Genomic DNA, 13,922 nt, shown 5'->3' with positions numbered 1-13,922 from the left:
GACAGAGGACTAACAATAGTGATGCTGACTGGCGCATGCGTCCGTTTAATCGAAGGAACTGCGAATAAAACCAGCTATTTCCTACTCAGTAGTCAAGTAATATCACGGTACGTAGCTCGCTCGCCGACCCGAGTCGCTCTCTCTTTCTCTCGGCGCGACCGAAACCTACTCGTCGGGGTACGGCACGTCGTGGGTCTCGCCGTCGTCCGGGACGAACGCCTCGCCGTCGAACACCTCGCGGGCCTCTTCGAGGTGGTCGGACACGTCCCCGGCGTAGCGCGAGGAGATGTGGGTCAGCGCGAGTCGCTCGGCGTCGGCGCGACTGGCGATTTCGGCGGCCTGTCGCGCGGTCGAATGGCCGGTGTCACCGGCGCGTTCGGCCCTGTCGTCGGCGAAGGTGGCGTCGTGAACCAACAGGTCGGCGTCCGCGGCGACTTCCGCGACGCGGGCGCTCGGTCGGGTGTCGCCGGTGTAGACGAACCGGCGGCCGGGCCGGGCCTCCCCGACGACTTGCTCGGGTTCGACAGTCGTGCCGTCGTCCAGTTCCACGGGGTCGCCCTCGTGGAGTTGCGAGAACTTCGGGCCGACCGGGACGCCCAACTCCTCGGCTTTCTCGCGGTCGAACCGGCCTTTCCGGTCGTCCTCGATTAGCGCGTACCCCAGCGAGTTGGTGTCGTGGTCGGTCCGGAACGTCCGGATTTCGTAGTCGTCACGCCGGACCGCGGCCTCGTCGGGACCGACGCCGTAGACGTGGACCGGGAAGGAGGGCCGATTGTCGGCGGCGTGGACGAGTGCGTCTACGTCTTCCTCGGTTCCGGCGGGGGTGTAGATGGAGAGCGCTTGCTCGCGGTCGTTGAAGTCGAACGTCTGAATCAGGCCGGGGAGTCCGAGAACGTGGTCGCCGTGGAGGTGCGTGACGAAAATATCGGAGATAGTGAACCCGGTCCCGAAGCGCATCATCTGGCGCTGGGTTCCCTCGCCCGCGTCGAACAGCAACCGGTCTCCCTCCCGGTTGACCAGCACCGAACTCGGGTTTCGCTCTGTAGTCGGCACTGCCCCGCCGGTTCCGAGAAAGGTAACGCGCATCGACATCCTCAGCGATAGTCGGGTGGCCCGCGGGAAAGCGCCTTCGAAATCCCGAGCGCGGTACGCTAAATTTCGTCCGAGAAACAGCGTGTTACGGACGCGAACGTCGTCCGAAAATCGGGGGATAGTCCCGGCCTAAAGCGGCGTATCTGTCTGTTACGACCGTGAACAGTCGCGTCTGTTTATTCGCGGTCTTGCCGTCGCATACTCTGCGGATTGGGGGTTACAAATGACACGTGATAGAAGGACATTTAGCGCCGTCTTCATGGCGGTGCTGTTGATTCTAGCGAGTGGTACAGCAGTATCGCTCGCAGTAACTGAGGATTCGACTAGAGACGCAGGGACGAACGCAGTGGCGATGCAGGAGACGACGACTGCCGCGGACGACGCGGAGACGACCACTGCGGCCGACGACGAAGAGACGACTGCCGCAGACGGTGAACAGACCACTGCGGCCGAGGGTGAGACGGCAAGCGTGACGTTCGACGATCAAGAGTCCGACGGCGAACGGGTCGTCATCGAGTCGGTGACGATGCCCGAAGGCGGGTTCATCGCCATCCACGACTCGTCGGTCGCCGAAGCGCCGATTTCGAGCGTCCTCGGGAACTCGGTGTACCTCGAAGCCGGGACCCACGAGGACGTTCCCATCACGCTCGCCCGACCCATCGCCGAGGGCCAGACGCTGATTGCGATGCCGCACTTCGACACCAACGACAATCAGGTGTACGACTTCGTTCTCTCGACCGGCGAACTCGACGGCCCGTACACGGCCAACAACGAAGTCGTCATCGACCCGGCGAACGTGACGCTCGAACAGGAGACGACCACGACGACCGAGGAAGAGGTGGAGACGACGACTGAAGCGGTCGAGACCACCGAGGAGATGGAGACGACCGAGGAAGTCGAGACGACGACTGAAGCGGTCGAGACCACCGAGGAGATGGAGACGACCGAAGAGGAAGACGGCGCCGAAGAGACCACGACGGCCGCGGAACCGCCCGCGGAGATGGAGCAGTTCGTCTTCAAAATCGAGCAGATGAACATCGACGAGTGGTCGTTCGTCGTGGGTGACGAGGAGGAACCCGACCGGACGGAGGTCATCAGCAACGTCAACGTTCAGGACCGCCGCGTCGAAATCAACCTGAGCCAGATTCTCCGCCAGAGCGCCGCTCAGCAGGCCCAAGGGCAGATGACGACCGTGAGTCCCGAAGCGGCCGAGGAGATGCTCCAAGAGAACCTCTCGCAGGACATTCAGACCGTCCGGTTCGTCGTCCGGAACGTCAACGTCGAGAACGTCACGTTCGTCGTCACGGCCCCGGAAGACATCGAACTTCCGCAACCGCCGATGACGACGGGCGAACCGGGTGGGCCGGGCGAAGAGACCACCACGACCGAGGAAGTCGAAACGACCACCGAGGAAGTCGAGACGACGACCGAGGAGATGGAGACGACCGAGGAGATGGAGACGACGACCGAGGAGATGGAAACGACCACCGAAGAAGTCGAGACGACGACCGAGGAGATGGAGACAACCACCGAGGAAGTCGAGACGACGACCGAGGAGATGGAGACGACCACCGAGGAAGTCGAGACGACGACCGAGGAGATGGAAACGACGACTGAAGTCGAGGAGACGACGACCGAGGAAGTCGAGGAGACCACGGTGCCGGAAGAGGAAACCACGACCGAGACGACGACCGCGGAGGACGAACTCGACTCCTTCAGCGTCTTGGAGTTGGACGCACCCGAGAGCGCGACGACTGGTGACACCATCGAGGTGAGCGCCACCGTCTCGAACCCCAACGACCAGCAGGCAACCCAAGACGTGGCGTTCCGACTCCAAGGGACCGTCATCGACCGCCAGTCGGTCACGCTCGACGCGGGCGAACAGACGACGGTGACGTTCGAGGTCAGTACCGAAGGCGTGCCCGCGGGTCAGTACATCCACGGGGTTTACACGCGCAACTTCGGTGAACTCGCCATCATCGTCATCGAGGAACCGGGCGCGGAGACGACGACTGCGGCCGAGGGAACCGAGACGCCCGCTGGCGAGACGACCACGGCCCAAGCGACGACCGAAGCGTAGGTTCGGCCGCCGAAAGCCGAACGTCAGAACGAATACGATTCGCACTATTTTTACCGTTCACGACCGTTAAATCCCGGGAGGGCGTCGGGGTCGAAACCGACGCGAACGAGGGTGGATATTTATAAATCGGCGCTGAGTCCCGACGAGACCACCTCCACCAGACCATCGAGCAGTTCAACACCGCTGTCAATTACAGCATCGAGAACGGTCGCAACGACGACGGCTACCTCATTACCGCGAAGACCAACATCCACGATAAGGTCTACCACGACCTCCGTGACGTGACTGACCTTCCCGCGAACCTCTGTGTTCGCGCCTACTCGAAGGCAGTCGAGATGATGAAATCCACGGTCGCCGACTGGAAGGAGGGCAACAGTCGCTCCGTCCCAACGTTCGACCAACCCACCGTTGTCTACGACAAACGCACTTTGACCATCAACGACAGGAGTGCAACCCTCTCGACCGTCGAGTCTCGCGTCGAGGTCGGCTTCGACATTGGCGAATATCAAGCCGACTACTCGATGACAACGACTACGAAAAACGAATGGGGACACTCCACTACGACGAACAAGAGGATGACTTCTATCTTCACATCGTTATCCAGAAGGAAGTCGAAGAGCGTGAGGGCGACCGCGTTCTCGGAGTTGACCTGAATCTCAAGAACGTCGCTGTGACCAGCACGGGGTCGTTCTACGACGGCGGTGAATTGCTGTGGGGGCAGAACCACTACTTCCGCGTGCGTCGAAGCCTCCAAGACAAAGGTACTCGCTCCGCGAAGCAGGCGTTAGCGCGACTGTCGGGCCGAGAAAACCGCTTCGTCTTGGACTGCCTGCACACCATTTCTCGACGTATCGTGGAAGAAGCCCGCAGGTACGACTGTTCGCATATCGCCGTCGAAGACTTGACACATATCCGCAAGCGAATGGATGCCTATGACGACCAATTGAAACGCCAGATGCACCAGTGGGCATTCCGTGAATTGCAGGAGATGATTCGGTGGAAAGCCATCGCGTACGGGATTCGTGTCGAAGATGTAAATCCCGCGTTCTCATCGCAGACCTGCTCGAAGTGCGGACACCAATCCAGCACAAACCGCAGTTCGGATGGATGGTTCGAGTGCAACGAATGCGGATACGAGGTAGACGGCAACTACAACGCTTCCAAAACCATCGGGAAGCGATTACTCTCTTTACCCGAGGGCAAACGTCCCTCGGGGTTGGGCGACGGTCATCTCGCCCTCAAGAGCGGGACGTTGACCCTGAACGGCGATTACACCGCCTACGACACCGTGTCGGCAGAAGGTGAGTCCCACGCTCAAGCCCACGGCTAAAGCCGTGGGTAGATGACGAGTCGTTCTCCGTCGGCCCGAACCAGTCGGTCGATTACGTCTTCGACATCTCCGTGTTCGAGGCGGGCAAGAGCGGCAAGTACATCCTCAGACCCGTCGTCAGCGAATCGGGCACCGACGAGGAAATCGAAGTGGTCGGCGAGAAGAAAGGCGACGAGGACGAGAAGGAAGACGGCGAGAAAGACGACGAGAAAGCGCGCGAGGACGCCGACGCCCTGAACGCGACGTTCGTCGGCAACGTCACCCGCGGCGAGAACGTCACCGTCTCGGCGACCCGAAACGGGAGCGCCGTGGCGAACGCTACGGTGTCGGTGAACGGCGAGAACGTCGGCGAGACGGCCGTTGACGGGACGCCGACGGTCGCGGTCCCCGACCGGCCGGAACTCGGAGTCGAAGTAGACACCGACGACGGGTCGGCGGAACTGGAACGGAAGTTCGGGACCGGCGACGACGAGACGGAGAATAAGGGCAACGGCAACTGAGGCGACGACGGAGCGAGACCGGTCGGCGAACGACGCGACGGATGGGAGTGCGGACGGCCGTTCGACGGTTTCACACACGCGCTGGTGAGGGTCCACGCGCCCGCAGGCGGGCACCGGTGCCCGCCTGCGGGCGTCCGCGACGGCGGTTCGCCTCCGTTCGAGAGAATGAATTTTAATTCTTTTAGAACTAAATAATAAAGTTAGAAGATGAAATAGAATGCTAAAAACTCATTACTTATTGCCCGCGCTCGACCCACGACCGCCCGCTCGCGGTCACGCGAGCGGTGCGGGACTTTTCGGTCGTTCGTCGTCCCGATTTCGTCGCCGTCGCTCCCCCGACGACTGTGCGGATTGGTAGCGAACGCCGCCGAAGAAGCGTTCTCACCGACCACTCCCCCGGAAACGGACCGACCGATTCTTACCCGCCGACCCCCTACCGACCGGTAATGGACGCGCCGCTGTGGACCGAACGGTACGCGCCCGACCTCGCCGACCTCCCCCAAGCGGAGGTCCGCGAGTACCTCCGAAAGGCCGTAGACGACCCAATCAACCTCGTTCTCCACGGCCCGCCCGGAGCGGGCAAGACCGCGGCAGTGCGGGCGCTGGCCCGCGAAGCACACGACGACCCCGACAACGACTTGACCATCCTCAACGTCTCGGACTTCTTCGACCGGACGAAAACCGAGATTCGAAACGACCCGCGCTTCGAGCGGTTTCTACAGGGCGAGATACCGTGGGTCAAGCAGGTCTCGACCGACCGAAAACAAGACCTGAGCAAACGATACAAGAGCGACTGGTCGAAGGCGGAGATGATAGCCTACGTCTTCAAACAGTACAGTAGCATGGCCCCGTCTACCGGGTCGTACAAGACCGTCGTCCTCGACAACGCCGAGGACATCCGCGAGGACTTCCAGCAGTCGCTCCGCCGGACGATGGAGCAGTTCCACGAGACGACCCAGTTCGTCGTCACGACCCGCCAACCGACGAAACTCATCCCGCCAATCAAGTCCCGATGCTTCCCCGTCGCGGTCCGAGCGCCGACGACCGAAGAAATCACGGACGTACTGGAGACGATTGCGGAGGCCGAGGGCGTCGAGTACGACGAGATGGGTCTGCGCATCGTGGCCGGATACGCCGAGGGCAACCTCCGGGAGGCCATCCTGAGCGCCCAGACGCTCCACGAGAAGGAGGGCGAAATCACGCGCGACACGGTGCAATCGGTCCGGGAAATCGGCATCCGGGGCCAAATCGAAGAGATGCTCGACGCCGCGGAAGCGGGCGAGTTCTCCGACGCCCGCAAGACGCTGGACGACCTGCTCGTGGACGAGGGATACAACGGTCAAGAAGTCCTTCGGAAGGTTTTGACGGTCGCGCGCAACTCGAATCGGTACACCGGCCGGGAGGAAGAACTCGCGGAACTGACTCGACTCGCGGGCGAAATCGACGTGGGTCTCGCCGAGGGGTCGAGCGACCGGGTTCACCTCGGCCACCTCCTCGCGGAACTCGGCGCGAAGGGCGAGGCGTAGCGAGCGCGGCGCTCCGAATCCGTTATAAATCCAACGACTGGTAATCGAACCAAACAGTTACGTTAGTTTAAACCAAGTCGTATCTGGATGGTAGAACACACAGTTCTCTGCGTCGATACCGACGATGGTGTCCCAGACCTCGCCGCCGCTTTCGAAGACGACCCCGACCTCTCCCCCCTGACCTGCACGTCGGTCGCCGACGCCGTGGAGGTACTGGAGACCGATTCCGTGGCTTGCGTCGTGACCGAGTACGACCTGCCCGACGGCACGGGACTCGACGTAGTGGATGCGCTCCGCGAACACGCCTCTCAGACGCCCTGCGTTCTCTACACCGACGCGAATCCCGGCGACATCGACACGAGTTCGTTCGAGAACGTCATCGTGGAGTATCTGAACCGGGACCTGCCCGACGCCGCCGACCGCCTCGGTTTCGTCACCGAGGACGTTATCGCCCACAGCGCGCAGGTCGGCTTTCTGGTCCCCGACGACGAGGACTCCCGACTGGAGGCGCTGGACGCCTACGACGTGGACGAACTCCCCATCGAGGAGAGTTTCGACCGACTCACCGACCTCATCACGAGTCACTTCGACGCCGCAGTCGCGTTCATCGGACTCATCGAGGAAGACGAGGAGAACTTCCTCGCCTGCACGGGCGCGGACTGGGACTCGCTCACGCGCGAGGACACGATTTGCACGCACAGCATGCTCCAAGAAGAGGTGATGGTTGTCGAAGACATCACCGAGGACAAGCGATTCGCCGAGAACCAACAGCTACGGGACCTCGGAATAGTCTCCTACGCCGGTGCGAACATGACGACGCCGGAGGGACACACCATCGGACAGGTGTGTCTCATCGACCACGAACCGCGCTCCTACTCGCCCGAGGAACAGGCCGAACTCCAGCAGTTCGCCGAGACCGCGATGGAGATTCTCGAACTCCGCCAGTCGCTTCTGAACGCCGTCGGAACGGGGGCAAAGGCATGAGCGTGTCCGAGACGGCCGCGTTCGAGATTTCGGACCTCCCGCTCGACCCGATAGAGGACGGAACGAGCATCCTGTTGACCGGTGACGACGCCGACGCGCTCGAAACGGTTTTCTACCGGTTCGTGAGCGCCCGAGACGACGAACGCTCGCTCGTCCTCGCCACCGACGCGAACGGCTCTGCGGTGAACCGGGCACTGGATGACGCCGCGGACGGCGCGAGCGAGCGCTCGACGGTGTTGACCTGCGAGGGTCCCGATGCCGGGTCGAACGTCACGACGGTCGGAGACATCACCGACCTGACCGGTCTCGGCATGCAGTTCTCGTCGCTCGTCGCCGAATCCGAGTCGCAGGCACCGCGGTTTCGGGCCGGTATCCTGCTGTGTTCGAGCATCTGCCGGGAAATCGAGGACACGCGGTCGGTGTTCCGCTTCCTCAACTCGAACCTGCTGAGTCCGCTCCGCCGGAACGAGGCCGTCGGCGTCTGCGCCCTCGATACCAGCGTGGAGGTGGGAACCGACACCGGAAGCCTCGTCGCCGGGATGAAGACTTCCTTCGCCGCGAGCGTCGAAGTCGAACGGACGGGTCCGGACAGCGCCACCCTCCACGTCTCGGGACTGGGTGACGACCGGAGCATCGACGTGTCGCTCTGAGTCCGTTTTCACCCGACACTCTTGGTCCTCGCGTGCGAACCCCTCCCCATGCCGACGCTCTCCGATACCCACCTCGAAAACCGCTTCCGAGTCCAACCGAACGACGCCAACAACGTCGGGACGCTTCACGGCGGCAACCTGATGAAGTGGATGGACGAACTCGGCGCGATGTCCGCGATGCGCTTCTCCGGCGAGACGTGCGTCACCGCGGGCGTAGACGACCTCTCCTTTCACCGGCCGATTCCGGTCGGCGACACCGCGCTCGTGGACACCTACGTCTACGGCGCGGGCGAAACCAGCGTCAAGGTCCGCCTCCGGGCGTGGCGCGAGGACCCCCGAACCGGCGACACCGAGCGCACCACGGGGTCCTGTTTCACCTTCGTCGCCGTGGACGAGGACGGGGCACTACTCGAAGTGCCGGAGCTACGGGTCGAAACCGACGAGGAAGAGCGACTCCGGCAGGAGGCGCTCGACGCCGAGTCGTGATTAGGACTCGGCGGAGAGGACGACGACGTGGCGCACCAGCGACCGGTGGACCCGGCGCTCGAAGGAGTCTTCGACCGACCACCCGACTTCGCGGGCCTCGCTCGCCCACGACCGGTCGCCGACGACCACGGAGCGGTCGGCGACCCGGCGGGCCTCCGCGAGCGCACCCGACACGAGGTCGTCCAAGTCGAGGTTGGCGATTTTCGACTGCCTGCCGTAGGGCGCGTCGAAGACCACGGCGTCGATGGAATCGTCCGGGAACGGGAGGTGGGTCGCGTCGCCCTGCAAGGTGGTCCAGTCCGAATCGGGGAGGTACCGCGAGAGGTTCTCGACCGCACCGCGGGCCATCTTGCGCTGGGCGTCCGCGCCGAGGACTGTCGCGCCGACGAGTCCGGCCTCGATGAGGACGCCGCCGGTGCCACACATCGGGTCCAACAGGGTCGCGCCGGGTCGGGCACCCGCGAGGTTCACCAGCGCGCGGGCCAGCAAGGGGTCCATCCCGCCCGGTTGGAAGAAGGGGCGGTCGGTGGGTTTCCGGGTGCCGTAGTCTCGGACGCTCTCGACTTCGAGCCATCCGAGCAGACAGGTGTCGTCGGCGAACAGCGCTCGGAGTTCGTGGTCTGGGTCGTCCAAGTCCACCGCGAAGCCCCGGTCTACGAGGACCTGACCGAGTGCGCGCTCGGCGCGTTGGGTGTCGATTCCGGCGGTCTCGCGCACGTCGCGGGCGCGGACCGCCACGGTCCCCCGCGGTCGATTCCGGCGGCGTCGAGCAGGACTCGGGCCGATTCGACGCTGGCGTCGGCTTCGCCGACCACCTCGCTGGCGCGGCGGGTGTAGGCCAGATTCCGAACGCGGTCGGTGACGGCGTTCGCGGTGGCGAGTCCGGGCGCGACGACTTCGACGCCGACCGCGGCGTTCCCTGCTTCTGCGGCGGCGAATCGGTCGTCCTCTCCCCCGAGTTCGAGCGCGTACACGGTGTACCGAACTCGGCGGTGACTCTTGGGGGTTTCGTCTGCGGCGCGGGTTCTCGGCGCGCTCCCGCTTTAGCGTGCCGTCCGTGGCAAGCGAACGTACCAATAAAAACCCGTTCTCCACTTGTCAGTAGAGAGTACCAACCTTTATAAACCTTAAATACGACATTTAAGTCGCGCATGACTGACCCAAAGGAGACCATCAACATTGAAAACGTGGTCGCCTCCACCGGCATCGGGCAGGAACTCGACCTGCAAAGTGTGGCGATGGACCTCGAGGGGGCCGACTACGACCCGGAGCAGTTCCCCGGTCTCGTCTACCGAACCCAGAACCCCAAGTCCGCCGCACTCATCTTCCGGTCTGGCAAAATCGTTTGTACCGGCGCGAAGAGTACGGCCGACGTACACGAGAGTCTCGAAATCGTCTTCGACAAACTCCGCGAACTCCAAATCGACGTGAACGAGGACCCCGAAATCGTCGTTCAGAACATCGTCACCTCCGCGGACCTCGGGCGGAATCTCAACCTCAACGCCATCGCCATCGGTCTCGGACTCGAAAACATCGAGTACGAACCCGAGCAGTTCCCCGGTCTCGTCTACCGACTCGACGAACCCGAAGTCGTCGCTCTGCTGTTCGGTTCCGGGAAACTCGTCATCACCGGCGGCAAGAAACCCGAAGACGCCGAGCAGGCGGTCGATAAAATCGTCTCCCGACTCGAAGAACTCGGTCTGCTGGAATAGCGCGGGCGAGCGAGCGGACAGTAAGACCCCCACGGTTTTTTAGATACCTGATAGGAAGTGAGTGCGACAACAGCTTTATGCCACCCGGCATACAAAGTCTCCGTAAGAGGGTAATCTATGAGTCTCGAAGAAGCACTTGACGAAATCGACGAGAAGTACAATCTCGGAACTTGCGAAGAGGCCCGTGAAATCGGCCGGTCCGTAGCCCACCTTCGAGACTAGATTTTCTGCCGGATATACTCTGCGAACTCCGACTTCGTTAGTCCCGTTTCCTCAATCAAGGGGCCATTGTTCGTTCGTCTCAGAAGTTTTTTTACAAACGTCACGGTTCGCTGTTCATGTCGAATAGCATATTTGGAGAGGGCCTCGTGTGTCTGCAGCTCTAAATCATATTCGTCAAGAGAGATATCAATTCCACCCTTTCGACGGACAGTTGTACAACCGAACTTCGAGATATATCGAAACCGGCCGACGTTTCGCCGTACCGTTAACAGCCGTTTGGAATCAACGATGAAATCATCGACCCACTTCTGCCACTCGTAATCGTCGGTTATCAACGAAGGTAACTCGAATGTTGAGCCTGCTGTTGCCTTCACGTATCCTTCGAACATGCTAAAAGAGGTCCTGTGATTGGCGTTTGGTAATGCATGGCAGAGTAGAAGGTTCGACGCTAGTTGTCCTCCAACCTCGGGAATTGGTCCGGTCCAATTTACCTGTTTGAGTGCATCCGGAATTCGCTCAACGTCAACACTTTTGTACGCGTCGAGAGAAATAGACTCTTCATCACGCTTTTTCTCTTTAATGCTATCAAATGCATCTAAGAGGTACCGAATGATGACTCGTGTATCTGGACACATATTGTCAAATGCAGCATCGAATTTATATTGAATTGCTTCTGCCGCTGTTACCTCATTCTTTTTTGTATAGACCACGTGCACTTCTTCATCCAAATCGTAGGAGCGTACACGAGTCTCTACCCAGTCTTCATATTTGTCGAGTCTCTCGGTGACCTTCTCACGGTTGGGGTTCACGAAGTCTAGCGAGAACTGGTCGTCGTCCGGATGATGGTAGTGGATAAGGCAGTTGGTCATTGGTTGCTCTAAATTTACGCCCTCTCTTTCAAAAGGTTCAGCATAATAGACTAAATAGACTCGATCCTACGCTCCCGCAAACCGCTACTTCCTTGACGCGCGCCTCCCGAGAACCGACCATGGCGGTCCCCATCGTCGCGCTGGTCGGCACGTTCCTGCTCGCGGTGCTGTTCTACGGCGTCACGGCCCACATCGCCGCGCGGTACGTCCTCGGCGACGTGCCGATAACGCGGGCGTTCGCCGTCGGCGTCGTCCCGGCGATTATCTCGTTCGCGCTCCAAGCGTACGGCCCGACAATCGTCATCCTCGTGAGCGCCAGCGCGGACTTCTTCACCATCCGCGCGGTGTACCGACTCAAGTACAAGACGGCGGCCGTGGTCGCGCTCGTTCACTACACCGTGAGCGCGCTCCTCGGCATCACCATCTTCAATCTGGTCCGACTGCTCGGCACCGCGCCGACGTAGCGAACGCGCCCGCGTCGTCTCCCCGGGATTGAAATTCTTGCTTTGAACAACGAAATTCGTTTTAAAGAAAAGAATTTCGTTTCCAAAAGGTATCTCAAACTACGTCGCCGGGGTCGTGGGACTCCCGCATCCGGTCGGCCTCCGTCGCGTACCGCTCGCGGGTCTCGTCGTCCTCGACGGGCGAGAGTCTGTCTGGCGACACCTCCATCGCGGCCGTCACCTCCGGGACGGCCGCGCGACTGAAACTCGGGACCGCACGCTCCTTCTGGAGGTAGGCCGACCCGTCGTCGGTCGCGTACCGGATAATCAGGATGTGCGGCGAGTCCTGCGAGAACGTCCGGTCCACCATCCACACCTGCACCGACGACGCCGCGTCCGCGGCGTCGTCGCTGGTTTCCAAGGCACCGTCGATTTCGGGGGTCATACGTGACACTTCGCGCTCTCCGGACAAAAGGAGCGCAGGCGATTCTCGGGGGGTGAAAACCGGCCGGAGCGTTGTCTTATTCGACCAACCGCTCGATTTCGGTGACGAGAATCCCGGTCGCGCCCACCGACTTCAACTCGTTTATCGTCTCGAACACGTCGCGTTCGTCCACGACGGCGTGGACCGCGACCATCCCGTCCTCCTCGTTTTCGCCGCTCTCGACGTTCATCACGGTCGGACCGCCGAGTCCGGGAATCACGTCCCGGACCTCCGCGAGGCGGTCCTCGGGAGCGTTCATCATCAGGTAGCGCTTGCCGTCGGCCGACAGCACCGACTGGAGCGCCATCACGACCTGCTGGACCTTCTCGTCGTCCGCTACGTCGTCGCGGGCGAACAGGCGGACCGAACTCGACAGCACCTCGTCCACGATAGCGAGGCGGTTGACCTTGAGCGTGGTCCCCGTGGACGTGATGTCGATGATGGCGTCGGCCATCTCGACGTGGGGCGTGAGTTCGGTCGCGCCGCTGACTTCCACCACGTCCACCTCCACGTCTCGGTCCTCGAAGTACTGCTCGGCGACGTTGGGAAACTCGGTGGCGACGGTCTTTCCGGCCACGTCCGCCACCGACTCGATGTCGCCGTCCTCGGGTGCCGCGAGGACGAGTCGGCACTGGCCGAACTCCAAGTCCAGCAGGTCCGAGACGTTGCCGGGGTCGGCCTCCCGTACTTGGTCGAGACCCGTGATGCCAACGTCTGCCGCGCCGTCGCTGACGTACTCGGGGATGTCGGCCGCGCGAGCGAACAGCAGGGTCACGTCGGGGTCCACCGTGTCGGCGTACAGTTTGCGGTCGGCACCGTCTACGGCGTGGAGACCGGCGTGTTCGAGCAGTTCCATCGCCGGGTCGTGGAGTCGGCCCTTGTTCGGGACGGCGATTCTCATGTTGTCGGGGTTCGCGTTCGTCGGGCAACTACCTTTCGTCATCGCGCAAGAGTCGCCGATACTCGTTCCGCGCCGTCACGAGTCGGTAGCGTTACCGCGGAAGTTGTCGGGCAGAACGCCCAGAAAGCCCCCGCCCGCTCGCGGTCGTCTCAGTGACCCCTATTCGAGCGCCGAACGAAGTGAGGCGCGAGAATATGTCACTGAGACGACCACGGTGAACGCGACCGGGCGGCCCCTTTCGGTCCACCCGGCCGCACCGCGACCGCGGGCCTCGAACCCCCCAACCGACTCCTTCGCTTCTGACAGTCGCTCAGTCGTCCACCGTCGGAAACGAGTTCCGACGAGCTGTTGGGAATCACTGATTCGCTACATCCCGAAAATCTTCGATGTTCGAGGACTTCGGTCGCTACGCTCCCGAAGACCTCGCGCGGATGGGCGCGGCCACTTGCGGGCCGTGCCCGCACGCGCCGGGCGTGAGACGGTCAACCACCGCGTTCCGGCCGGTTCGACCAGCCACCGGGTTTCGCCCGACTCGACGCTCACCTCCTCGGCCGATAAAGGGCGAGCGCGCGAGGGCTTTTTCAGAATCGAGTCGGCGATTCTCCGAATCGCCGACTAAACCCGGTGGATTGACACGCCGGGC

The 13,922-nt window shown here is 62.0% G+C and carries 14 protein-coding genes and 1 pseudogene; 10 read left to right on the top strand and 5 right to left on the bottom strand.

All coding sequences use genetic code 11. From position 1 onward, the window contains the following. Positions 1 to 165 precede the first annotated feature (165 nt). Positions 166 to 1,092, bottom strand: coding sequence for a ribonuclease Z (rnz, locus tag P2T60_RS13920; RefSeq protein ID WP_276279851.1), 927 nt, complete (start codon positions 1,090 to 1,092; stop codon positions 166 to 168). Positions 1,093 to 1,315: 223 nt separating this feature from the next. On the opposite strand from rnz, the gene P2T60_RS13915 reads away from it, so the two are divergent. From P2T60_RS13915 to P2T60_RS13885, 7 genes are all read left to right on the top strand, one after another. Further along, positions 1,316 to 3,172: a DUF7282 domain-containing protein gene (locus P2T60_RS13915; RefSeq protein WP_276279850.1), complete on the top strand. Its 1,857-nt coding sequence runs from the start codon at positions 1,316 to 1,318 to the stop codon at positions 3,170 to 3,172. Positions 3,173 to 3,476: 304 nt separating this feature from the next. Continuing rightward, positions 3,477 to 4,502, top strand: a complete 1,026-nt coding sequence (locus P2T60_RS13910) for an RNA-guided endonuclease InsQ/TnpB family protein (protein ID WP_337250849.1) — start codon at positions 3,477 to 3,479, stop codon at positions 4,500 to 4,502. Positions 4,503 to 4,573: 71 nt separating this feature from the next. Next, positions 4,574 to 5,002, top strand: coding sequence for a hypothetical protein (locus tag P2T60_RS13905; protein ID WP_276279849.1), 429 nt, complete (start codon positions 4,574 to 4,576; stop codon positions 5,000 to 5,002). Positions 5,003 to 5,448: 446 nt separating this feature from the next. Further along, positions 5,449 to 6,528 (top strand): AAA family ATPase, encoded by a 1,080-nt coding sequence (locus P2T60_RS13900; protein ID WP_276279848.1) that lies wholly within the window; start codon positions 5,449 to 5,451, stop codon positions 6,526 to 6,528. Positions 6,529 to 6,615: 87 nt separating this feature from the next. After that, the gene (locus tag P2T60_RS13895) at positions 6,616 to 7,512 is read left to right on the top strand and encodes a GAF domain-containing protein (RefSeq protein ID WP_276279847.1); all 897 of its coding nucleotides are present in this window, start codon (positions 6,616 to 6,618) and stop codon (positions 7,510 to 7,512) included. After that, positions 7,509 to 8,162 (top strand): DUF7504 family protein, encoded by a 654-nt coding sequence (locus tag P2T60_RS13890; protein ID WP_276279846.1) that lies wholly within the window; start codon positions 7,509 to 7,511, stop codon positions 8,160 to 8,162. Before P2T60_RS13895 ends, P2T60_RS13890 begins: the two co-directional genes overlap by 4 nt. 48 nt (positions 8,163 to 8,210) lie before the next feature. Then, complete coding sequence (locus P2T60_RS13885) at positions 8,211 to 8,648, top strand: acyl-CoA thioesterase (RefSeq protein ID WP_276279845.1); 438 nt, start codon at positions 8,211 to 8,213, stop codon at positions 8,646 to 8,648. On the opposite strand, the pseudogene P2T60_RS13880 reads toward P2T60_RS13885, so the two are convergent. Further along, positions 8,649 to 9,622: pseudogene (locus P2T60_RS13880) on the bottom strand (TIGR01177 family methyltransferase). A gap of 177 nt (positions 9,623 to 9,799) precedes the next feature. Between P2T60_RS13880 and P2T60_RS13875 the strand changes: the two are divergent. Next, positions 9,800 to 10,360, top strand: a complete 561-nt coding sequence (locus P2T60_RS13875) for a TATA-box-binding protein (protein ID WP_115797963.1) — start codon at positions 9,800 to 9,802, stop codon at positions 10,358 to 10,360. 218 nt (positions 10,361 to 10,578) lie between these two features. Here P2T60_RS13875 and P2T60_RS13870 read toward each other — a convergent pair whose 3' ends face one another. Further along, on the bottom strand, positions 10,579 to 11,451 hold the full coding sequence (locus P2T60_RS13870) for a DUF8172 family protein (RefSeq protein ID WP_276279844.1): 873 nt from the start codon (positions 11,449 to 11,451) through the stop codon (positions 10,579 to 10,581). 119 nt (positions 11,452 to 11,570) lie between these two features. Between P2T60_RS13870 and P2T60_RS13865 the strand changes: the two genes are divergently transcribed. Continuing rightward, the gene (locus tag P2T60_RS13865) at positions 11,571 to 11,915 is read left to right on the top strand and encodes a DUF7473 family protein (RefSeq protein WP_276279843.1); all 345 of its coding nucleotides are present in this window, start codon (positions 11,571 to 11,573) and stop codon (positions 11,913 to 11,915) included. A gap of 94 nt (positions 11,916 to 12,009) precedes the next feature. Here P2T60_RS13865 and P2T60_RS13860 read toward each other — a convergent pair whose 3' ends face one another. Both P2T60_RS13860 and hisG read right to left on the bottom strand, forming a co-directional pair. Then, positions 12,010 to 12,339, bottom strand: a complete 330-nt coding sequence (locus P2T60_RS13860) for a DUF7967 family protein (RefSeq protein WP_276279842.1) — start codon at positions 12,337 to 12,339, stop codon at positions 12,010 to 12,012. A gap of 76 nt (positions 12,340 to 12,415) precedes the next feature. Next, positions 12,416 to 13,279: an ATP phosphoribosyltransferase gene (gene hisG / locus P2T60_RS13855; RefSeq protein WP_276279841.1), complete on the bottom strand. Its 864-nt coding sequence runs from the start codon at positions 13,277 to 13,279 to the stop codon at positions 12,416 to 12,418. A gap of 454 nt (positions 13,280 to 13,733) precedes the next feature. Between hisG and P2T60_RS13850 the strand changes: the two genes are divergently transcribed. Then, entirely contained in the window at positions 13,734 to 13,898 is a 165-nt protein-coding gene (locus P2T60_RS13850; protein WP_276279840.1) for a hypothetical protein, read from the top strand. Positions 13,899 to 13,922 lie beyond the last annotated feature (24 nt).

The sequence above is a fragment of the Halorussus caseinilyticus genome (genome assembly GCF_029338395.1).
In the GTDB taxonomy this organism is placed as follows: Archaea; Halobacteriota; Halobacteria; order Halobacteriales; family Haladaptataceae; genus Halorussus; species Halorussus caseinilyticus.
The sequence above is the reverse complement of the archived record's forward strand: the minus strand, read 5'-3'. Positions and strand labels throughout refer to the sequence as shown.

Excerpts from the sequence above, each read along its gene's own strand:
- P2T60_RS13900 (WP_276279848.1), top strand. The coding sequence starts at position 5,449 with ATGGACGCGCCGCTGTGGACCGAACGGTACGCGCCCGACCTCGCCGAC.
- P2T60_RS13885 (WP_276279845.1), top strand. The coding sequence starts at position 8,211 with ATGCCGACGCTCTCCGATACCCACCTCGAAAACCGCTTCCGAGTCCAA.
- P2T60_RS13895 (WP_276279847.1), top strand. The coding sequence starts at position 6,616 with ATGGTAGAACACACAGTTCTCTGCGTCGATACCGACGATGGTGTCCCA.
- P2T60_RS13915 (WP_276279850.1), top strand. The coding sequence starts at position 1,316 with ATGACACGTGATAGAAGGACATTTAGCGCCGTCTTCATGGCGGTGCTG.
- P2T60_RS13860 (WP_276279842.1), bottom strand. The coding sequence starts at position 12,339 with ATGACCCCCGAAATCGACGGTGCCTTGGAAACCAGCGACGACGCCGCG.
- hisG (WP_276279841.1), bottom strand. The coding sequence starts at position 13,279 with ATGAGAATCGCCGTCCCGAACAAGGGCCGACTCCACGACCCGGCGATG.
- P2T60_RS13865 (WP_276279843.1), top strand. The coding sequence starts at position 11,571 with ATGGCGGTCCCCATCGTCGCGCTGGTCGGCACGTTCCTGCTCGCGGTG.
- P2T60_RS13870 (WP_276279844.1), bottom strand. The coding sequence starts at position 11,451 with ATGACCAACTGCCTTATCCACTACCATCATCCGGACGACGACCAGTTC.
- P2T60_RS13875 (WP_115797963.1), top strand. The coding sequence starts at position 9,800 with ATGACTGACCCAAAGGAGACCATCAACATTGAAAACGTGGTCGCCTCC.
- P2T60_RS13890 (WP_276279846.1), top strand. The coding sequence starts at position 7,509 with ATGAGCGTGTCCGAGACGGCCGCGTTCGAGATTTCGGACCTCCCGCTC.
- rnz (WP_276279851.1), bottom strand. The coding sequence starts at position 1,092 with ATGTCGATGCGCGTTACCTTTCTCGGAACCGGCGGGGCAGTGCCGACT.